Source organism: Gordonia sp. LMA484 (genome assembly GCF_058129505.1).
The window spans coordinates 2,647,340-2,667,292 of the sequence record NZ_CM176700.1; the positions used below are offsets into that span (position 1 = coordinate 2,647,340).

General features: G+C 67.0%; 16 protein-coding genes. 7 read left to right on the forward strand and 9 right to left on the reverse strand.

Annotated features, from left to right (window positions below; translation table 11 throughout):
• Nucleotides 1-29: 29 nt before the first annotated feature.
• From AC4AMJ_RS11590 to AC4AMJ_RS11605, 4 genes are read left to right on the forward strand one after another with little or no spacing between them, the layout of a single operon-like run.
• Nucleotides 30-1,331 (forward strand): lysine N(6)-hydroxylase/L-ornithine N(5)-oxygenase family protein, encoded by a 1,302-nt coding sequence (locus AC4AMJ_RS11590; protein ID WP_489918417.1) that lies wholly within the window; start codon nucleotides 30-32, stop codon nucleotides 1,329-1,331.
• 50 nt (nucleotides 1,332-1,381) lie between these two features.
• On the forward strand, nucleotides 1,382-1,774 hold the full coding sequence (locus AC4AMJ_RS11595) for a pyridoxamine 5'-phosphate oxidase family protein (protein WP_489918100.1): 393 nt from the start codon (nucleotides 1,382-1,384) through the stop codon (nucleotides 1,772-1,774).
• Entirely contained in the window at nucleotides 1,749-4,697 is a 2,949-nt protein-coding gene (locus tag AC4AMJ_RS11600) for a DEAD/DEAH box helicase (protein WP_489918101.1), read from the forward strand. Before AC4AMJ_RS11595 ends, AC4AMJ_RS11600 begins: the two co-directional genes overlap by 26 nt.
• Nucleotides 4,694-5,515: an SWIM zinc finger family protein gene (locus AC4AMJ_RS11605; RefSeq protein ID WP_489896390.1), complete on the forward strand. Its 822-nt coding sequence runs from the start codon at nucleotides 4,694-4,696 to the stop codon at nucleotides 5,513-5,515. The genes AC4AMJ_RS11600 and AC4AMJ_RS11605 overlap by 4 nt, the downstream gene beginning before the upstream one ends.
• Nucleotides 5,516-5,598: 83 nt before the next feature.
• On the opposite strand, the gene nrdF is transcribed toward AC4AMJ_RS11605, so the two are convergent.
• The 6 genes from nrdF to AC4AMJ_RS11635 form a co-directional block, all read right to left on the reverse strand.
• Nucleotides 5,599-6,606, reverse strand: a complete 1,008-nt coding sequence (gene nrdF, locus AC4AMJ_RS11610) for a class 1b ribonucleoside-diphosphate reductase subunit beta (protein ID WP_489896391.1) — start codon at nucleotides 6,604-6,606, stop codon at nucleotides 5,599-5,601.
• A 101-nt stretch (nucleotides 6,607-6,707) separates the two neighbouring features.
• Complete coding sequence (locus AC4AMJ_RS11615; RefSeq protein WP_489896392.1) at nucleotides 6,708-7,460, reverse strand: maleylpyruvate isomerase family mycothiol-dependent enzyme; 753 nt, start codon at nucleotides 7,458-7,460, stop codon at nucleotides 6,708-6,710.
• A 9-nt stretch (nucleotides 7,461-7,469) separates the two neighbouring features.
• On the reverse strand, nucleotides 7,470-9,665 hold the full coding sequence (nrdE, locus tag AC4AMJ_RS11620; protein ID WP_489896393.1) for a class 1b ribonucleoside-diphosphate reductase subunit alpha: 2,196 nt from the start codon (nucleotides 9,663-9,665) through the stop codon (nucleotides 7,470-7,472).
• A gap of 62 nt (nucleotides 9,666-9,727) precedes the next feature.
• Nucleotides 9,728-10,195, reverse strand: coding sequence for a class Ib ribonucleoside-diphosphate reductase assembly flavoprotein NrdI (nrdI, locus tag AC4AMJ_RS11625; RefSeq protein WP_489896394.1), 468 nt, complete (start codon nucleotides 10,193-10,195; stop codon nucleotides 9,728-9,730).
• Nucleotides 10,196-10,293: 98 nt separating this feature from the next.
• Nucleotides 10,294-10,527 carry a redoxin NrdH gene (locus tag AC4AMJ_RS11630; protein WP_489896395.1) on the reverse strand — a complete coding sequence of 78 codons (234 nt, stop codon included), beginning with the start codon at nucleotides 10,525-10,527 and terminating at the stop codon, nucleotides 10,294-10,296.
• A 600-nt stretch (nucleotides 10,528-11,127) separates the two neighbouring features.
• Nucleotides 11,128-11,697 carry an NAD(P)H-dependent oxidoreductase gene (locus tag AC4AMJ_RS11635; RefSeq protein ID WP_489896396.1) on the reverse strand — a complete coding sequence of 190 codons (570 nt, stop codon included), beginning with the start codon at nucleotides 11,695-11,697 and terminating at the stop codon, nucleotides 11,128-11,130.
• 92 nt (nucleotides 11,698-11,789) lie between these two features.
• On the opposite strand from AC4AMJ_RS11635, the gene AC4AMJ_RS11640 reads away from it, so the two are divergent.
• Nucleotides 11,790-12,431 carry a TetR/AcrR family transcriptional regulator gene (locus tag AC4AMJ_RS11640; protein ID WP_489896397.1) on the forward strand — a complete coding sequence of 214 codons (642 nt, stop codon included), beginning with the start codon at nucleotides 11,790-11,792 and terminating at the stop codon, nucleotides 12,429-12,431.
• Between the two features lie 135 nt (nucleotides 12,432-12,566).
• On the forward strand, nucleotides 12,567-13,727 hold the full coding sequence (gene hpxO / locus AC4AMJ_RS11645) for an FAD-dependent urate hydroxylase HpxO (protein ID WP_489896398.1): 1,161 nt from the start codon (nucleotides 12,567-12,569) through the stop codon (nucleotides 13,725-13,727).
• Nucleotides 13,728-14,144: 417 nt separating this feature from the next.
• On the opposite strand, the gene eccB is transcribed toward hpxO, so the two are convergent.
• A complete protein-coding gene (eccB, locus tag AC4AMJ_RS11650) occupies nucleotides 14,145-15,638 on the reverse strand; it encodes a type VII secretion protein EccB (protein WP_489918102.1) in 1,494 nt (497 codons plus the stop codon).
• A gap of 174 nt (nucleotides 15,639-15,812) precedes the next feature.
• On the opposite strand from eccB, the gene eccE reads away from it, so the two are divergent.
• Complete coding sequence (eccE, locus tag AC4AMJ_RS11655; RefSeq protein WP_489918103.1) at nucleotides 15,813-17,558, forward strand: type VII secretion protein EccE; 1,746 nt, start codon at nucleotides 15,813-15,815, stop codon at nucleotides 17,556-17,558.
• Nucleotides 17,559-17,567: 9 nt separating this feature from the next.
• Here the strand turns inward: eccE and manA are convergent, their stop codons facing one another.
• Nucleotides 17,568-18,821, reverse strand: coding sequence for a mannose-6-phosphate isomerase, class I (manA, locus tag AC4AMJ_RS11660; RefSeq protein WP_489896401.1), 1,254 nt, complete (start codon nucleotides 18,819-18,821; stop codon nucleotides 17,568-17,570).
• A 4-nt stretch (nucleotides 18,822-18,825) separates the two neighbouring features.
• Nucleotides 18,826-19,947, reverse strand: coding sequence for a hypothetical protein (locus AC4AMJ_RS11665; RefSeq protein WP_489896402.1), 1,122 nt, complete (start codon nucleotides 19,945-19,947; stop codon nucleotides 18,826-18,828).
• Between the last annotated feature and the right edge of the window lie 6 nt (nucleotides 19,948-19,953).

Genomic DNA, 19,953 nt, shown 5'->3' on the forward strand with positions numbered 1-19,953 from the left:
ACGCCGACAACCGTCTCGCACCCACCCTGATGGCCGAACCCACCGACGCCTCCGGAGTCCTCGACATCGTCGGGATAGGTTTCGGGCCGTCGAATCTCGGGTTGGCGATCGCCGCGGCCGAGTTCAACGCCGAGACCACCGGACCCGGGCTGTCGGCACGCTTCGTCGAGCGGCAGCAGAAATTCGGATGGCACACCGGGATGCTGTTGCCGCGCACCACGATGCAGATCTCGTTCCTCAAGGATCTGGTGACCCAGCGCAACGTGCGCAGCCGGTACTCGTTCCTGAGCTATCTGGCCGACCGTGGCCGACTGATCGACTTCGTCAATCATCAGACGTTCTTCCCCACCCGCCACGAATTCCACGACTATCTGGAGTGGGCGGCGCGGAGGGTGGACGCCGACGTCACCTACGGGACCACCGCGCGGCAGGTCCGGCATGTCGACGATCACTTCGAGGTGGACTTCGCGGGCCGGACGAGCGGCACCGTGCGAGCCCGGAACATCGTGGTCTCCACCGGTTTGTCGGCCCGCCTACCCCAGGGCGTCACGGCGTCGCGGCGTGTGTTCCACAATCACGATCTACTCGGCAACCTCGCCGACATGCCACGACCACACCACCACCGGTTCGTGGTCCTCGGCGCCGGTCAGAGTGCCGCCGAGACGGTCGAGTACCTGCATTCGACCTACCCTGCCGCCCAGGTGCACTCGGTGTTCTCCAAGTACGGCTACAGCCCCGCCGACGACAGCCCGTACGCGAACCGCATCTTCGACCCCAGCGCCGTCGACGACTTCCACGCATCCACCCCGGAGTTCCGGCGGCGCCTGATGGCCTACCACCGGGCGACGAACTATTCCGCCGTCGACCTGCCGTTGATCGAAGAGCTCTACGCCCGCGAATACGCCGAACGGGTCTCCGGGGATCGACGGCTGTTCATGCACGGAGCGTCAAGGGCACTTCGGGTGGACGAGCACACCGATGGGGTCGTGGTGACCGTGTCGCATGAGCCCACCGGCCTCACCGAGGACCTGGTGTGTGACGCCGTGGTCTGCGCGACCGGCTTTCACCAGATGGACCTTCGCGCGGTTCTCGGTGACCTCGCCGGCGATGTCGTCGCCGATGACGCGGGGCCGTCCGTCACCCGCGACTATCGTCTCCTCACCCACCGCCCGACCCCGGGTGGTGCCATCTACCTGCAGGGCGGTACCGAACACACGCATGGCATCTCGTCGTCGTTGCTCTCCAATGTCGCCACCCGGACGGGGGAGATCGTCCGGTCGATCGCTCGCCGGCGGGTGTCTGCCGAGCCCGTCGGAGCACACCACCAGTAGTGCTTACCGAAAGGCACTCTGTAATACACATTGTTGATAGGATCGGGGCCATGATCTCCAAGGTTCCCCCAGACTATGCGGATCTGCTCGAACGACCCATCGTCGGTGTTCTCGCCACCGTCAGTCCGGACGGCTCGCCCACCCTGACGCCCAAGCAGTTCACCTGGGACGGCGCGCACCTGCGGATGAGTCAGACGATCCCCCGTAAGAAGTTCGTCAGCCTGCAGGCCAATCCGAACTATGCGTTCATGATCACCGATCCCGACGCGCCGTCGCGCTGTCTCGAGGTGCGCGGTTGGCTGGTCACGGTCGAAGAGGACACGAACGCCCGGTTCTATCTGGACCTCGGCAAACGGTATGGAGAAACGTCCGCGCAGCCTCCGTCCGACGTCGACGATAGGGTGGTCATGATCCTCGATGCCACCCGATTCACCGCCAAATAGGTCGACAGCACTCGCCTCGACCGCGCCGACCCCCTCCACCCTGCCGCTGCACACACTCTGGCGGCCGGGCGTTGGTCTGGCGGTGTGGTGGGCCCGACCCGACGCCGGCCCGGCCGACCTGCCCGAGGTGCTCGCCGATCAGCTGTCGCGACGTCGATCACGACGCGAGGTCGCCGTCATCGGCGAGTCGGGTCGTCGCGAGTTCCTCTCGACGATCACGCTGGGCACCGCATCGGCGGTCGCCCTGCTCGATCTGACCCGCTCGCATCCCGTCAGCGGAGAGATCTCGTGGTATCGCCACCTCCTCGACGGCGTCCGGCGCCACGTGTCCGCCGGCGCCGTCGCGCCCGGTGTCGCCGAGATCGACGGCGAACCGATGCTGCGCTGGCAACCGATTCCGACACCGTCCTGGCGTAGCTGGGCTGCGGTCGCCTCGTCGACCGCACCGCAGGTGGTGCTGGACAACGGTGGGCAGGCGGCGATCACCGACCTCGTCGCCGAGCTCGTCGATACTGAATGCCGCGGTCGCATCGCCGCCGCCGGGCCGATCAATTCCGACGGACTGCCCGCCGACTGGCTCATCCGCGGGCTCGGAACCGACCCACCGGCCTTCACACCCGACGTACAGGCGCGGTTGAGATCCGCGTCGGGGGCGTGGATGCAATGGAACTCCGCTGCCCCGCACGACGATTCGATGGTGGTCCTGCGACTACACGAACCCGAGGACGAGCCCGAGGAGTCGTGGCGCCCGGCCCCGCAGCCCGAGCACACACTGTGGCGGCTCGAGGTGTGCCGACGCAGCTCCGAAGGCCGCATCATCGCTGTGCAGCCCCACCGGCTCGATCAGTATGAACTCGATCGGGTGACGAGCGCCCTGGCGACCGCGGTACGGGTGTTCCCGGAGCTCTCACACGCCGAACCAGACCGCCACTCCCTGGACTTCCTGCTCACCACACCGACCGTCGAGCGCCTGTTCGCCGACGGGGCCTCCGCGCTCACCGAGGCCGGCTGCCCGGTGCTGCTCCCCCGCACGATCGCCGAGGTCCGTCCGACACTCGGGCTGCGCGCCCGCCCGGTCGTCGGCGACTCCGGGCGAGCCGCTCAGATCGGTGTCGCCCAGATCGACGAGTTCGAATGGCGCCTGGCCCTCGGCGACGATCCGGCGGCGGCCACCCTGTCGGACGCCGATCTGGCCGACCTGGCCCGGCGCCAGGGTGATCTGGTCCGGGTTCGCGGCATCTGGGTCCGGGCCGAAGGTGGTGCGCTCAGCCGCGCAGCGGCATTCATCCTGGCCCAGCGAGCGCAGGCGACGTCGGACCATCCGGCCGACATGGGCGAACTGTTCAATCTGGTCGTCGACACCGTCCCGGTGCCGGTCACCTCGATCGAGGGATTGTCGTGGCTCGACGACATCGCCGCGGGTGGCGCACTTCGCCCGTCCCCGATCACTCCGCCACCGTCGCTACGTGCGGAGTTACGGCCCTATCAGCAACGCGGTCTCGACTGGCTGGCGTATCTGTCCTCGCACCGGATCGGCGGCGTCCTCGCCGACGACATGGGGTTGGGGAAGACGGTCCAGATCATCGCTTTGCTGTGCCACGAGAAGGCCACCCTGGGATCGTCTACGCACCCACCCACACTGATCGTGTGCCCGATGTCGGTGGTGGGTAACTGGGAGCGCGAGATCGACAGGTTCGCGCCGCATCTGCGCGTAGTCGTGCACCACGGCACCGCTCGTGCCGGGCGGAGCACCATCGCGCAGCAGGTGGCGTTGGCCGATGTGGTGCTCACGACGTTCGCCATCGCCACGCGTGACCGGGAGATCCTCACCGCCCGGCGGTGGCGACGCATCGTCGTCGACGAGGCACAACACCTCAAGAATGTCTCGACCAAGGCGGCCAAGGCGGTTCGGGCCCTGCCCGCCGATCATCGGATCGCGCTCACCGGCACCCCGGTCGAGAACCGCCTCGAGGATCTGCGCGCGGTGATCGACCTCGTCAATCCGGGTCTGCTGGGATCGGCGTCTAGGTTTCGGGCGCGATTCGCCGAACCGATCGAACGTGACCGCGACCCCGGCGCCCTTCGCCGTCTCAACGCCCTGACGCGGCCGTTCGTGCTGCGCCGGGAGAAGACGGACCCGTCGATCATCACCGATCTCCCGGAGAAGGCCGACATCACGGTGCGGGCCAACCTCACCCTGGAGCAGGCGGCGCTCTACCGCGCGGTCATCGACGAACTGATGGAGGCGTTGCGCAACAAACAGCAACGCACGATCCGGCGCCGCAACATCCTGGCCGCCCTCACGCGCCTCAAGCAGGTCTGCAACCATCCGGCCCACTACCTGGCCGACGACTCGGACATGATGCGGCGCAACCGACATCGATCGGGCAAGGTCGAACTCCTCATCGACATCCTGACCACCGCGGCCGCCGAGGGCGACCGGGCGTTGGTGTTCACCCAGTTCGCCGCCTTCGGGGAGATGTTGTCGCAGTGGCTGGCGCAGTCGTTGGGCGAACCGGTGCCGGTGCTGCACGGCGGCGTCAGCCGCGGTGATCGCGACGACATGGTGGCCCGATTCCAGTCCGGTGACGGACCTCCCGCGATGATCGCGACCCTCAAGGCCGGCGGCACCGGCCTGAACCTGACGGCCGCAAGCCATGTGGTGCACGTCGACCGGTGGTGGAACCCCGCGGTGGAGGATCAGGCAACCGATCGCGCCTACCGGATCGGTCAGCACCAACGTGTACAGGTGCACCGGTTCCTCTGCGTCGGCACCCTCGAGGAGCGGATCGACGAGATGATCACCGCGAAGCGTGAATTGTCCAGGCTCACCGTCAACTCCGGTGAGAACTGGCTGTCCGATCTCGGGGACGACGAACTGTTCGACCTGTTCCGTCTGCGGGACGAGGCGGTGAGCGAGTGAGTCCCCGAGGAAGTCAGCGACGGGTTCCGCGGAGCTCGGCGACCCGCGGTTACGGGACGACCCGATGGGGTCGGGCCTTCGTCGACCTCGTCGAGGGTGCGCATACCGGGGACCTCGACCGGCGACGGATCACCCAGGCGCGCCGCTATTTCCGTGACCATCATGTCGAGCGGATCACGATCGCCGACGCCGAGGTCACCGCCTCGGTGCGGGGCAGCCAGCTCGACCCGTTCGAGGTGACGCTGACGATGCGTCCGGTCGACGCGCCGACCGTCGTCTCCCTGCTGCGCGGGCGTGACGCCACCGGCGACCTGATGGCGCTGACCCGTGGCGAGCAGCCCCGACTGTTGGGCGAGCTGATCCTGCCGTCGGAGTCGGCCGATGTCGCGTCGGACTGCACGTGCCCGGACGAGTCGCCTCGCTGCATCCACGCCCTGTGCGTCGCCTACGAGGTGGCCGCCGAGATCGACCGCAGCGCAGCCACACTGCTCACGGTGATGGGCACCGACACGCCATCGCTGTTGGCCGCCGCGACACAGGTGACGTCGTCGCACACCGACGCCCGCGCCGGTACCGATGCCGATGCAGGTGCCGATGCGCAGCCCGACACGGGCCGGGCCGCACCGGTCGTCGACTTCTACGGCACCAACGCAGCGCTGCCGGCATTGCCGAACCCCCCGCGTCTGAACGCGATCATGGAACTCGACGCGGATGCGCTACGGAAGGCACTGCGTGCGTCCGGAGTGGCGCCCGCCGACATCGGCGAGACGCTCGACCTCCTCGACGACCTCTACGACCGCCTCCGCGATCCCATGTGAGTGTTGGCGGCGACTGTGCCGTAGATCAGTGTCATCCAGCGACACCGATCTACGGCACTCACGCCCGGACGCGAGACGCGGGCCTAGAAGTCCCAGTCCTCGTCCTCGGTGTTGACGGCCTTGCCGATGACGTAGCTGCTACCCGACCCGGAGAAGAAGTCGTGGTTCTCGTCGGCGTTCGGCGACAACGCGGACAGGATCGCGGGGTTCACGTCGGTCTCGTCCTTCGGGAACATCGCCTCATAGCCGAGGTTCATCAGCGCCTTGTTGGCGTTGTACCGCAGGAACTTCTTGACGTCCTCCGTGAGGCCGACCTCGTCGTAGAGCGCTTCGGTGTAGTCGGACTCGTTGTCGTAGAGCTCGAACAGCAATTCGAAGGTGTAGTCCTTGAGCTCTTGACGGCGCTCGGGTGACTGCACCTCGAGCCCACGCTGATACTTGTACCCGATGTAGTAGCCGTGTACCGCCTCATCGCGGATGATCAGGCGGATCAGGTCGGCGGTGTTGGTGAGCTTCGCGCGACTCGACCAGTACATCGGCAGGTAGAAGCCGGAGTAGAAGAGGAACGACTCGAGCAGCGTGGACGCGACCTTGCGCTTGAGCGGGTCCTCGCCACGGTAGTAGTCCATGACGATCTGCGCCTTACGCTGCAGCTGTTCGTTCTCCTCCGACCAGCGGAACGCCTCGTCGATCTCCTTGGTGGAGCACAGCGTGGAGAAGATCGAGCTGTAGCTCTTGGCGTGCACCGACTCCATGAAGGCGATGTTGGTGAGCACCGCCTCCTCGTGCGGGGTGGTCGCGTCCGGGATCAGCGACACCGCACCGACCGTGCCCTGGATGGTGTCGAGCAGCGTCAGGCCGGTGAACACCCGCATGGTCAGCTGCTTCTCGTACTCGGTGAGCGTGTTCCACGATGGGATGTCGTTGGACACCGGAACCTTCTCCGGCAGCCAGAAGTTGCCGGTGAGCCGGTCCCAGACCTCGGCGTCCTTCTCGTCGGGGACGCGGTTCCAGTTGATCGCCGAAACCCTGCTCACCAGCTTGATGGGTGCGCCGTCGGCGGGGCTGTGGGTGCCGGACACGCTGGTCATGATGTCTCCCTTGCCAAAGTTCTGTCGGTGGTCAGAGTACTGATCGGTCTGGTCGCGGTGCGATTGTCTCGGTGGTCGGGCCGGTTCGGATGACGTGGGACTCAGGTGACGTGGACGAGGTCGAGAACGTCGTCGGCGACCGCACGGTCGCCCACCACGTCCATGTCGGCGAGGCGCCGCCGATGCCAGACCGCCAGGAGCAGGTCCGACGCCGACCCTCGCACTGCGGCCTCGGCCTTGGCGTGCACCCGAACGTGGTCGAGGCCCTCGGGCGTCAGCGTCAGCAACCACTCGCCGCCCTCGACGTCGCCCGCGTGCAGATGGACGGTGCGGCCGACCAATTCGGGCGGCACGCCACGCCGTTTCAGAAACCGGGGGACGAAGACCTCGAGCCATTCGGCGATACCGTCGATCGCCACCTCACCGGGTATGGGTCGTTCACGGCCCGGCCGGACGGCGGTGTCGAGATCCCAGCGGTGCACCGACAGCTCGTGCGCCTGTCGCCGATACCAGAAGGCCACGGTCACGTCACCGACGAAGCTCGTCGTCGGCGCCGCGGGATCGCTGACGTCGAGTGCATCGATCAGCGCGTCCAGGGACTCGCGATACCAATCGAGCAGCTCCGGCCCCGACGTGGGCCGCTTCGCGTTCGCATAGCCGGCCCGCGCGCCGTCCGTGTCCCCGGACAGGTGCGCGGTCGCCCACCGGTGCACGGCGCCGACATGGACGATCAGGTCGGCCGCGGTCCACCCCGGGCACGACGCCACGGGATTGGTGAGGTCGGCGACATCGGTGGCGGTGATCCGTGCGCCTTCGTCACGGATCACCTGCAGCCACTCGTCAGCACCCATCATCGACTCTCGTCACAACATGCACGAGACGCAGTTCTCCACTTCGGTCCCCTCCAACGCCATCTGGCGCAGTCGGATGTAGTAGAGCGTCTTGATTCCCTTGCGCCACGCGTAGATCTGCGCCTTGTTGACCTCGCGGGTCGTGGCGGTGTCCTTGAAGAACAGCGTGAGACTGAGCCCCTGGTCGACGTGCTGGGTGGCCGCCGCGTAGGTGTCGATGATCCTCTCGTACCCGATCTCATACGCATCCTGGTAGTACTCCAGGTTGTCGTTGGTCATGTACGGCGCCGGATAGTAGACGCGACCGATCTTGCCTTCCTTGCGGATCTCGACCTTGGCCGCCACCGGGTGGATCGAACTCGTCGAGTGATTGATGTAGGAGATCGACCCGGTCGGCGGGACGGCCTGCAGGTTCTGGTTGTAGATGCCGTCGCGTGCGACATCGGCCTTCAGGGCACGCCAGTCGTCCTGGGTGGGAATGTGAATACCGGCCCCGCCGAACAGATCCCGCACCTTCTGGGTCTGCGGCTCCCACACCTTCTCGGTGTACTTGTCGAAGAACTCGCCGCTGGCGTACTTCGAGCGCTCGAATCCGGCGAACGCGCGACCGCGCTCACGGGCGATCTTGTTCGACGCCCGCAACGCATGGAACAGCACGGTGTAGAAGTAGATGTTCGTGAAGTCGACACCCTCTTCACTGCCGTAGAAGATCCGCTCACGGGCGAGATAGCCGTGCAGGTTCATCTGGCCGAGACCGATGGCGTGGGAGTCGTTGTTGCCCTTCTCGATCGACGGCACCGAGGTGATCGCCGTCTGATCACTGACCGCGGTCAGGCCACGGATCGCGGTGTCGATCGTCTGACCGATGTCCGGCGAATCCATCGTCTTCGCGATGTTCAACGACCCCAGGTTGCAGGAGATGTCCTTGCCGATGTGCGAGTAGGACAGGTCGTCGTTGAATTCGGACGCGGTGGAGACCTGCAGAATCTCCGAGCACAGGTTGGAGTGGGTGATCTTGCCGTCGATCGGGTTGGCCCGGTTCACCGTGTCCTCGAACATGATGTACGGGTAACCCGATTCGAACTGCAGCTCGGCGAGGGTCTGGAAGAACTCGCGAGCCTTGATCTTGGTCTTGCGAATCCGCTTGTCCTCGACCATCTCGTGATACTTGTCGGTCACGTTGACGTCGGCGAACGGGACCCCGTAGACACGCTCAACGTCATACGGGCTGAACAGGTACATGTCGTCGTTGGCCTTGGCCAGCTCGAAGGTGATGTCGGGAATCACCACACCCAGTGACAGCGTCTTGATGCGGATCTTCTCGTCGGCGTTCTCCCGCTTGGTGTCCAGGAAGCGGTAGATGTCCGGGTGATGGGCGTGCAGGTACACCGCACCGGCTCCCTGGCGGGCACCGAGCTGGTTGGCGTAGGAGAACGAGTCCTCCAGCAGCTTCATGATCGGGATGACACCCGAGCTCTGGTTCTCGATCTTCTTGATCGGCGCGCCATGCTCGCGGATGTTGCTCAGCAGAAGAGCCACACCGCCGCCCCGCTTGGACAGCTGGAGAGCCGAATTGATCGATCGCCCAATGGATTCCATGTTGTCTTCGATGCGAAGTAGGAAACAGCTGACCGGCTCACCGCGCTGCTTCTTACCCGAGTTGAGGAACGTCGGGGTGGCCGGCTGGAACCGGCCCTCGATGATCTCGTCGACGAGGTTGCGCGCGAGCGCGGTGTCGCCGTCGGCGAGGGTGAGCGCCACCATGCAGACCCGGTCCTCGAACCGTTCGAGGTAGCGCTTCCCGTCGAAGGTCTTGAGCGTGTAGCTGGTGTAGTACTTGAACGCACCCAGGAACGTCGGGAACCGGAACTTCTTCGAATAGGCATGGCCCACAAGGAGTTTCACGAATTCACGGTCGTACTTCGCGAGCACCTCGGGCTCGTAGTAGTTCTCCTCGACGAGGTAGTCGAGCTTCTCGTCGAGGTCGTGGAAGAACACCGTGTTCTGGTTGACGTGCTGCAGGAAGTACTGATGGGCCGCCTCGCGGTCCTTGTCGAACTGGATGTTGCCGTCCGCGTCGTACAGGTTCAGCATCGCGTTGAGCGCGTGGTAGTCGAGCTCGCCGGGCTCATGCCCCGACGGGCCGGCGTGCAGACCGGACCGGCTGGCCGAGGCGGTGTCCGAGACGGGTGCGGCGGTTGGCGACACGAAAGACTCCTGGCAGATTGAGGATTTGTATGTGAAAAACGCTACTCGGCGGGTCCGACAGTTCAGGCGTGTGCGGCGCTGAGTTCGGCCCGCGGATCGAGGAACGCCGGGCTGTGTGCGAAGTCCGCGAGGCCGGCCTGTACCCGATCGACGTCGTCCGTGGTGCCCATCAGCTCGAATCGATAGAGATAGGGCACCGCGCATTTGCGCGAGATGATGTCACCGGCGTGGCAGAACTCCTCACCGAAGTTCGTGTTGCCGGCCGCGATCACGCCGCGGATCAGCGCGCGGTTGTGCTCGTTGTTCAAGAACTTGATGACCTGCTTCGGGACGAACCCACCGGATGCGCCCGACGCCTTGCCGCCTCCATAGGTCGGGCAGACCAGAACGTAGGGCTCACCGACGGTGAACCCACCGGTGCGGTCGATCACCGGGATGCGCACGGCGCGCATCCCGAGCTTCTCGACAAACCGGTGGGTGTTCTCCGAGACCGAGGAGAAGTACACGAGCAACGGCGATTCGTCTGCCATGTCGTCCACCTCCCCGTCAGTTCGTTTCCGATGCGTCTGGATGTCGCGGTGCGATGATCCGGCTTCCCCGTCGGATCGTCACCGCCCGGTGGGGCCGATCAGGCGGCAGCGGTCGCCAACGCCTTGATGCGATCCGGGCGGAAACCCGACCAGTGCTCGTCGCCGACGACCACCACGGGAGCCTGCAGGTAACCGAGTGCCATCACGTAGTCGCGGGCCTCGTCATCGGTGCTGATGTCGACGACCTCGTAGTCCAGGCCCTGCTTGTCGAGGGCCTTGTAGGTCGCATTGCACTGGACGCAGGCGGGCTTGGTGTAGACGGTGATGGCCATCAAAGTTCTCCTTGCTGGATCAGGCTGTGTGCTGGATCGTTCTGCGCGGGCCGCCGCATCGTCGTGGCCGATGGTCCGCGTCGGAGTCGTCTGTCTCGGGTCGTCGTGTCGCGTTCTACTGTCTTCTCACTCTGGCCGGCTCCGGCCCCGGACGGGCCTTCACCGTTCGCTCCGCACGGGAGCGAACCCGCGTCTCCCCGACCTCGCCGGGCGTCGCACGTTCACCGCATACGACGTTCAACGATCCGTGGCGACGGACACTTTCCCAACGTGAAGAAAGTGATCCAGATCACCGTCTTGCTGGCGTTCTCCGCATAATCACATCGATGTACGTTGTCGGCCATGTTGGTGTCCAAAACACTACACCTTGTGGCTGACATTTCGACCCACCACAACAACTTGTGAATAACATTCGTGAAAGTCGCAGGTCGCGGGCATGCACGATCGTGAAGCCGGGCGTGTCCGGCGTGTCGTCCACACGTTGTCCCCCGACTGTCCACAAGGTGTCCGCAGAATGCTCCACAGGCACCGGAGAAAAGACGCACCGCCGCGGCCCCGGGGGGCTCGCGGCGGTGCGTCGACAGTACTGTGCGGACCGGATCAGGCGGCGACGGCCACCTCGTCGACGAGACGATTGACCGCAGCGACGACCTGTGCGACGAGCTCGGGATCGGCGAGGCCCTGATCGCCGAGCGTGGAGGTCTGGACACCGACCTCGACATCTTCGATCACCCGGCCGCCGGCGATACCGACGGACTTGCGGGTGTCCTCACGCGACCAGGTGCCCGCATACCGTCCCAGTGCCGCGCCGATGACGCCGACCGGCTTGGCGGAGAGTGCCCCGGCGCCGTACGGCCGCGAGAGCCAGTCGATGGCGTTCTTGAGCACGGCAGGGATGGTGCCGTTGTATTCCGGTGTGACCACGAGCACGGCATCGGCGGCACCGACGGTCTCACGGAGAGCGGCCACGCCGGCCGGGAGGACGGCATCGCCTGTGATGGACGGGTCGTGATCCTCGCTGTAGAACGCCAACTCCCCCAGGCCCTCCACGATGGTCACCGTGGCGCCCGCGGGCGCATTCTCGGCCGCCACCTGCGCCAACTGACGATTGATCGACTCCTTGCGGAGACTTCCCACGAGCGCGACGATCTTCACGTTTCGTACGGTCACAATGCTCCCTTTCGATGTTTAGCTGATCGAAACAAATCAACCGGACTTCAGTCCGATTAATTCCGGTTCCGACCAAGCGTTACGCTCGTCACGTGTCCCTCGGTCCCGACGGTGGTCTCATACCCCTACGCGCCTCCGGCGACCTCTCCGAGCGGGCGGATTCCGAGCGGGCCGATGCCGCGCGCAACCGGCGGCTCCTGCTCGCTGCCGCCAAGAACCTCATCGACAACCACGGCGCGGCCGGCGTCACCATGGATGCCGTCGCTCGCGAGGCCGGCGTCGGCAAGGGCACTGTCTTTCGCCGGTTCGGCAGTCGGACCGGATTGATGCTGGCGCTGCTCGACCATTCTGAATCCGAGATCCAGCGTGGTTTCCTGTTCGGGCCCCAGCCCCTCGGTCCCGGCGCACCGCCGCTGGATCGACTGCTCGCCTACGGCCGGGCCCGCCTCAAGCTCACCTCGGATCATCTGGACATCCTGATCGAGGCCGCGGGCGCGGGCGGTGACCTGATGACCCACCCGGTGTGGGCGGCCTCCAATCGACATGTACAGATTCTGTTGCGCGAGCTGGGGTTCGGCGACCATCTCGATGTCGTCGCGATCGCCGTGCAAGCCCCGCTCAACGCATCCTCGGTGCGACACCTGCGCGACATCGTCGGGCTCGACCTCGAGACAATCATCGCGCAGTGGGAACAGACGGTCCGCCGCCTCACCGCAGGCGTCGCCACCGCATGACCGTGTGACCGAGGGGTCTTAGCACGTACGGCACGGGACGTCGGCGCGTACGCCACACTGCGGTCTCGCACGGTCGGTCTTAGCCTTGACTCACCCGTCGGGGACGACGACGCGGGAGAGAAGGGACATCACGAGGTGAAGGCTGTCATCATCGGCGCCGGAATGGGCGGACTCAGCGCTGCGATCGCGCTCAAGCACATCGGACTCGATGTCGAGGTCTACGAGCAGGTCACCGAGAACAAACCCGTGGGTGCCGCGATCTCGGTGTGGTCCAACGGAGTCAAATGTCTCAACCATCTCGGCCTCGAGCGTGAGACGGCCGAACTCGGCGGCATCGTCGACACGATGTCCTACATCGACGCGTTCACCGGCGACACGATGTGCCGCTTCAGCATGCAGCCGCTGATCGACGAGGTCGGCCAGCGGCCGTATCCGGTCGCACGCGCAGAACTGCAGTTGATGTTGATGCGCGCCTACGGCATCGACGACATCAACTTCGGCAAGAAGATGGTCTCGGTCACCGACGGTCCCGACGCAGCAACCGTCGAATTCGCCGACGGGACCACGGCTTCCGGCGACCTGGTGATCGGGGCGGACGGCGCGAAGTCGCTGACCCGCGAGTACGTCCTCGGACATCCCGTCGAACGCCGCTATGCCGGCTACGTCAACTTCAACGGCCTCGTCGACGTCGACGAGGCCATCGGCCCGGCCACCGAGTGGACCACCTATGTCGGTGACGGCAAACGTGTGTCGGTGATGCCGATCGCCGGCAACCGTTTCTACTTCTTCTTCGACGTGACCATGCCCGAGGGCGTGCCCTACGAACGTGGTTCGGCCCGTGAGGTTCTCGGAGAGACCTTTGCCGACTGGGCGCCCGGCGTACAACGGCTGATCGAGAAGCTCGACCCCGCCACGACCAACCGGGTGGAGATCCTCGACCTGGATCCGTTCCACACCTGGGTGAAGGGCCGGGTCGCGGTCCTCGGGGACGCCGCCCACAACACCACCCCCGACATCGGTCAGGGCGGTTGCTCGGCCATGGAGGATGCCGTCGCTCTGCAGTTCGCCGTCAAGGACAACCCCGACGACGTCCATGCCGCACTCGCGGCCTACGAGCAGGCCCGCACCGAACGCGCCGGCGAGCTCGTCCTACGGGCCCGCAAGCGCTGCGACGTGACGCACGCCAAGGATCCCGACGCCACCGCCGCCTGGTATGACGAACTGCGGTCCGAGGACGGCACCCGGGTCATCCGAGGCATCGTGTCCAACATCGTCGGCGGGCCGCTGACGTCCTGACCATTCGGCGGCACGGCGAGAAGACTCCCGGCTTCCTCGCGCGAACGCCCGCCAGCGATACACCCCGGTCCTGAGGAGCCTCCGAGCCTGCGAGGCCGGCCCCGGTCCCTGAGGAGCTTCCGAGCCTGCGAGGCCGGCCCCGGTCCCTGAGGAGCCTCCGAGCCTGCGAGGAAGCGTCACGAAGGGCCCCGAAAACCCCAACTCACCAGCGACACACCCGCTCCCTGAGGAGCCTCCGAGCCTGCGAGGATGCGTCACGAAGGGCCCTTCGTGACGCACCGCTCGTTCCTCGCGAGGCTCCTCAGGGACCGTAGGGATGACGCACCGCTCGACCGCAGGGATGACGCACCGCTCGTTCCCCGCAAGGCTCCTCAGGGACCGCAGGGATGACGCACCGCTCGTTCCCCGCGAGGCTACTCAGTTCTCCGGTTGCGAGATGGCTCGGCCGCCGTCGTCGGGTGCCATACCGTCGTGCGACACCAGTGCGGCTGTCCGCGAGAGTGCGGGCCCGGGGGCGAGCAGGGAGATCACCGACCACGGCGCCCTCGTCGGGCTGTCCCCCAAGCCCAGGACCTGCCCGGTCCCGGCGTCGGCGACGCCGAACCGGATGCCGAAATCACTGATGTAATAGCGGGATTCGGCCCGGTCACTGTCCGGCTCCGAGCCGGTCACCTGGATGTACTCACCTGACCCGGGGCGCAGATAAACCTGATCGACCCCCGGGCCGGGACCATCCGAGGTGGTCACGGTGACCGGGTGCGCGTCATCGGGTAGAGGCAGGGCCCGCCCGATCAGGAATCGGGTGGTCGCGCCGGCATCGTCGGTGCCTCTGGACCATGCCTGGCACAGGGTTTTCGCCGACCCCACATCCACAAGATTAGGTGTGCGTCGCGGGAAGTCGTCGACCGGAAGCCTGGATGAGGTACGGCTGGCCGCGACCTGTCCCGGTGCGACGGTGGGCACCGGAGCGCTGCCGTCGCGGTCGGCGAGCCGGAGGATCTCGGCCGTGGTCTCGCCGATCTGTTGGACCCCGTCGCGCAGCACCACGTAATAGGTCGTCTGATCGTCGATGCCGACGGCCTTGACCACCGATCCGACCCGTACGTCGTCGACGTCCAGCGCACCACGCCGACCCACACCATCGATCTCTGGCACGGCGATGGGGTCGACCTCGGGAAAGGTGTTCAGCAGGCCGGCACTCACCTCGCGGGGGGTGGCACCCTCCAGACCCAGGGCGCGCATCACCGGCACGCTGTCGGTGTCCACCGCGGCACGAACCGCTACGGGCCTGCCGTCACGCTGCACGGTGTAGATGAGGAAGGTCTGCCCTGCGCTGGTGGCGTACACCGCATCGGCTGCCCCCGCGGTGCGGATCGCATCACCCAGCGCGGGTCGGTCACCGATGACGGTCAGGGCGATGGACTCGCCGGACATCTCCGCGGAGATCGTGGACGTGTCGCAGACCGTCCAGTAGGACCGACCACCGTGGGCAGAGGACTGCAACGCGGCGGGAGCACCGGGTATGCCGAGCAGGGGCCCGCGCGGATAGCCGGCCAATTTGCCGTCACCGACGGATTTCGGTGACTCACTGCTGCCGGTGATCAGGCGGGCCGAGGCGAGGTTGAGTACTGGGTGCAGGGTCCCGTCGACGAGAACATAGTTGCCGCCGGAGTCCTTGCTGACCACGATCTTCGCGTCACCGACCGACCCCTGCGGCCTGACCAGGCCCCATACACCGCATCCGCCGAGCACGAGCAGAGCCAGGACCGTGCCGACCATTAGCGCCTGCACCTGCGAGCGCATCGGATCGTGCAGCATGCGCACGTCTCGCCGTACCAGCGCGTGTTCGAGCCGGCGCAGCAGAAAGCGGTACCCGTTCACCTGGGCCTTGGTGGTGAGCTGCCGAGCCATCGTCCCCCCTTCGACTGCATGGCAGACAGGGCGCGCCGTCGGTGCCCGAGTATCGCGTGGCCACCGACGTTTCGCCGCGTAGTAGCGTAGCCGATACATTTCCACGGGTGTCGCGCCTGTCACCCGTGAGAACTGAGGGGGGTTCCATTGGCGATGCGAGGCGCGCCCACGGCCGTGCGTGCACCGGCCACACCGACGGACCGTGGCGCACACACGGGCGCGGCGGGCGAGCACCAGTCGGCCCGCGACCGCCACCCGCGGCGACGTCTACCGTTGCAGACGCTGGTCGTGATCGAGGTAATCCTCGCCGTCGGTGTGATCGCCTGGGCGGTCAGCGGCGCCGAAACAGGCTGGATCGCACTGGTTGTCGCGGGCGTGGCAGCGATCGCCCTGCTCCCGTTCCGGGGCCGGGGATCGGCGGTTGATCGGTTCTCACAGCGGCTCGGGTTCGGTTGGGCCAGGGCGCGCCGACGGTCCACGGATCTGGCCCCCGCATCGTTCGACATCCCGGCGGGGCCACAGACGACCACGCTACGCACACCGTCGCCCGGCGGCGACACCATCGGGGCGCGTTGGGTCGGTGACACGCTGATCACGGTGCTCCGGGTGTCCCCGGGGTCACCGGCTGCAACCTATCTGACGCCGGGTCATGCGGGCGTCGCCGACCCGACCGGTCAGCTGGTGCCGCTGTCCGCGCTCGCGGAATGCATCAACCCGTTCGACATCCGCCTCGATTCGATCGAGGTGATCAGCCATGGCATCCGCAGCTGGGGCGGGGGTCCCGTCGCAGAGACCTATCACCGCACCCTCGGGCCGTTGGCGGCCACCGCGCACCGATCGGTCCTGGTGGTGCTCAGGCTGAATCCCCTCGACTGCGCCGATGCGGTCGCCCGCCGCGGAGGCGGAGCCGTCGGCGCCCTGCGGACGGCGACGATCACCACGCGCCGGGTCGCCAACCGCCTGTCCGAGAGCGGTCTTCGGGTGTCGGTTCTCGGTGGCGCGGAGATCACCACGCTGACCACGGAGCTGTCCGAGGGCGCATCCCTCGACGACATGGACGAGGACTGGGACTCGATCCGCGCGGGCGAGCTCCGATTCCGCAGCGCGGCCATCGAACCCGATGCGATCGCGTCGGTGCTCTCGACGGTCTGGGTCAACACGGCACTGTCGACCACCGCCACTCTGCGGCTACGCCACGACGCGGACGGCGTCCTGGAGGTCCGCGGCATCGTCCGATACGCCGAACTTCCCGCCGCGGGGCGTACGGCCGATCCCCTCCCGCCCGGCCTCACCGCGCTCGACGGCCACCACTTCGACGCACTGACCGCCGGCTTGCCGATCGCGATCCCGGCACGCCTCGACAAGCACGTCCGCGCGCTGCGCGGCGAGGAGGCCGACCAGCTCGTCCGGCTGCTCGCACTGCCCGCCGGCGGTTGTGGTCAGCTGGTGGGCGCCGATCACAGCGGACGCGCCGTCGCGGTCCCACTGCTCGGTCCGGACGTCGGATCGGTCGCCATCGCCGCGGGCCCGCAGGTGGTGGCCCAGGTCACGTTGCGTGCGGTCGCCATCGGGGCGACGGTGACCGTTCACACGATCCGCCCCGATCTGTGGCAGGACCTGATCGGCAAGGTCGGCGACCTCCGGCGACTCGCGCTCGGTTCGGACCGGGTGCACGCCCCGGTCGGCCATCGTGTCGTCATCTTCGACGGCGTGACCGCGCCACCCGCCGAACCCCACACCACCCATCTCAGCGTGCTGGCCCCCGGAGACCCCCGGGTGCACGAACTCGTCCCCGACGCGGCGGTGATCGTCCGGCAGGATCCGCGCGCACCTCAGGACATCTCGGTGACGACGCCGAACGAGCGGGTGGCGGTCACCATGGTCGCCACGCCGGAGGAATGGACATTCCTCGGCCGCTGACGGCCGTCGTCAGCCAGGCACGCCGAGAGGTACCAACGCGCGGAAGAACACCGCTCGCGACGACGCGGCGTGGACCACGACGTCGGGTTCGGCATCGCCGACCCAGACCGCCTGTCCGGCACGCACGGTGATCGCCGTGCCGCCCATCGGGCGAACGTCGATGGTGCCCGACAGCACGGCCAGGATCTGCGGGCCCGGCATGTCGAAGCAGATCGACGACGCGTACAGCAACCCGGTCCCGTCGAGTTCCACGCGGGAGAGCCGGAACTCCGGTGCGGCACTGAGGTAGATCCGTTCGGCACCGACGGTGCGCACCGGCGGGGTGAGCTCACCGACCCCGACCGGGGTGAAGTCGAGCACCCGGAGCAACTCCGGGACGTCGATGTGTTTCGGCGTGAGTCCCCCGCGCAGCACGTTGTCCGAGTTGGCCATGATCTCGACGCCCGTCCCGCGAAGGTAGGCGTGCAGGTTGCCCGCGGGCAGATAGAGCGCTTCGCCGGGCTCGAGGTGAATCCGGTTGAGCAACAAGGACGCGAGTACGCCGGGGTCGCGTGGGTAATCCTCGCCCAGCTCGAGGACGGTCCGGAGTTCCGCGGCGAAGTGGGGCGCCGCGCCCGCGCTCAGCAGGTTCACCGCGCCGCCGAGCACCGCGGGCACGAGCGTGGCGATGGATGCGTCGGGCAAGGTCAGCCACGTGGTGAACAGCGCCCGCAGACCCTCCGAGTCGGGCTGGCCGGCCAGCATCCCCAGGAAGGGATCGAGTTCGGAGACCTGGAGTTCGCGGAGCAGTTCGACCGTCGCGTGCGGATCACGGAAACCGGCGAGTGCCTCGAATTCGGTGATCGCGACAATCAATTCGGGTTTGTGCCATGGATCGCGATAGTTGCGGTCGGGTGCGTCGATCCGCAGACCCTGCGCATTCTCCCGATCGAACCCCTCGCGTGCCTGCGCCGCACTCGGATGTGCCTGCAGCGACAGCGGTTCTTCCGCGGCGAGGATCTTGATCAGGAACGGCAGCCGACCGTCGAACGTGTCGACGATCCGATCGCCGAGCATCGCGCTCCGATCGGCGTCGATCGCACTGAGCAGGTCGGTGTCCACCGATCCGTCGGTGTCCAGACATGCCGCCGCACCGGCCGGATGGGCGCCGAACCAGAGTTCGGCCTCCGGGTGCGGCGACGGCACCGGCAACCCTCGCAACGACGCGATCGCGGTGCGCGATCCCCACGCGTAGGGGCGCACGACCCCCTCAAGAGTTCTCATCACCTCAGGTCCTGATCAGCCGGAGATACACGGCAGCCATCTCGATTCGCAACATCAACAACAACACGGGCAGCAGATCAGTCGGCGAGTCACCGGTCACCTCGTCGGGCGCATGGTTCTGCGGAGTCGGTGCACCCTCACCCGTCGGCTCGACCCCATCGCCGGTCAACACGTCGAGATCGCCGATCGCCGCCATGCGCCGCCGGACGTACCACTCGCGCGAGGCCGTGGTGGTCGCGAACACCCGGGGTGGCCCCTCCGGTGCTGGGCCGTCGATCTCCGGGTCGTAGAAGATCGAGTCCGTGGCCGCCGAACCCGTGCGCTCGGACCATTCCCGAACCGTCCGGATGGCGTCACCGATCTCGGCGACCGCACTGATGACCCCCGCCAGCGCGATCAGCGCCCGGGCCGCCTGCGCAGCCACCACCGCGGCGCCCGCCGTGTCCCCGACCCACAGGACCGGGCGGCCGTCGAGCCGGGTCGCGAGCATCTTGGCGCGGTTGTGGAAGCTCTCGTTGCGTGGATGGTTCGCCCCGGCCTCGCCGTCGAGGGCATCGGCGAGGTCGGCCACCTCGGGCACGTTGCCGGTGAAGCGGACCTGCGTCAGCGACACGAATACCGCGAACAGCGCGGCGACGAAGCCCGGAAACCGAAACCGCGGGTCCACCGGAATCCGGGGCGAGAGGTCGATCCCACTGCCGCCCAGGGCATCTCGAAGAGGACCTTCGATCGGCGCGGCGACCACCACCTCGGCGCGGCGTCGCAATGAGCGTGCAGCGGCGTCGGCGAGCACCCGATCGCCGGCGTCGTCACCGGCCAGCACGACCACGTCGAGCGGCCCGATCCAGCCGGGCAGCGCCGGCGCACAGACGATGGGGACGTCGACGCGCGCGCCGACGACGGCCGTCACGAACTGTGCGGCCGGCGACGCCGCCCCGGTCGTCCCGTACACGATGACCACACTGCGGGGGCGGAGTTGGGTCAGCGGCTCGAGCACTCCTTCGCGTTGCGCCTCGGCCACCGATCGGACCTGCGCGCCGGCCAGGGCCACCGAAGGGAGGAGACCATCCACGTCCGCCGCGATCAGTTCCTCGACATCATCGAGATCGGGGGCACCGGTACGCATGACACC

Coding starts and splice junctions, on each gene's coding strand:
- AC4AMJ_RS11590 (WP_489918417.1), top strand. CDS start 30: ATGGCCGAACCCACCGACGCCTCCGGAGTCCTCGACATCGTCGGGATA.
- AC4AMJ_RS11595 (WP_489918100.1), top strand. CDS start 1,382: ATGATCTCCAAGGTTCCCCCAGACTATGCGGATCTGCTCGAACGACCC.
- AC4AMJ_RS11600 (WP_489918101.1), top strand. CDS start 1,749: ATGCCACCCGATTCACCGCCAAATAGGTCGACAGCACTCGCCTCGACC.
- nrdF (WP_489896391.1), bottom strand. CDS start 6,606: ATGACCAGCGTGTCCGGCACCCACAGCCCCGCCGACGGCGCACCCATC.
- AC4AMJ_RS11615 (WP_489896392.1), bottom strand. CDS start 7,460: ATGATGGGTGCTGACGAGTGGCTGCAGGTGATCCGTGACGAAGGCGCA.
- nrdI (WP_489896394.1), bottom strand. CDS start 10,195: ATGGCAGACGAATCGCCGTTGCTCGTGTACTTCTCCTCGGTCTCGGAG.
- AC4AMJ_RS11630 (WP_489896395.1), bottom strand. CDS start 10,527: ATGGCCATCACCGTCTACACCAAGCCCGCCTGCGTCCAGTGCAATGCG.
- eccB (WP_489918102.1), bottom strand. CDS start 15,638: ATGGCTCGGCAGCTCACCACCAAGGCCCAGGTGAACGGGTACCGCTTT.
- manA (WP_489896401.1), bottom strand. CDS start 18,821: ATGAGAACTCTTGAGGGGGTCGTGCGCCCCTACGCGTGGGGATCGCGC.
- AC4AMJ_RS11665 (WP_489896402.1), bottom strand. CDS start 19,947: ATGCGTACCGGTGCCCCCGATCTCGATGATGTCGAGGAACTGATCGCG.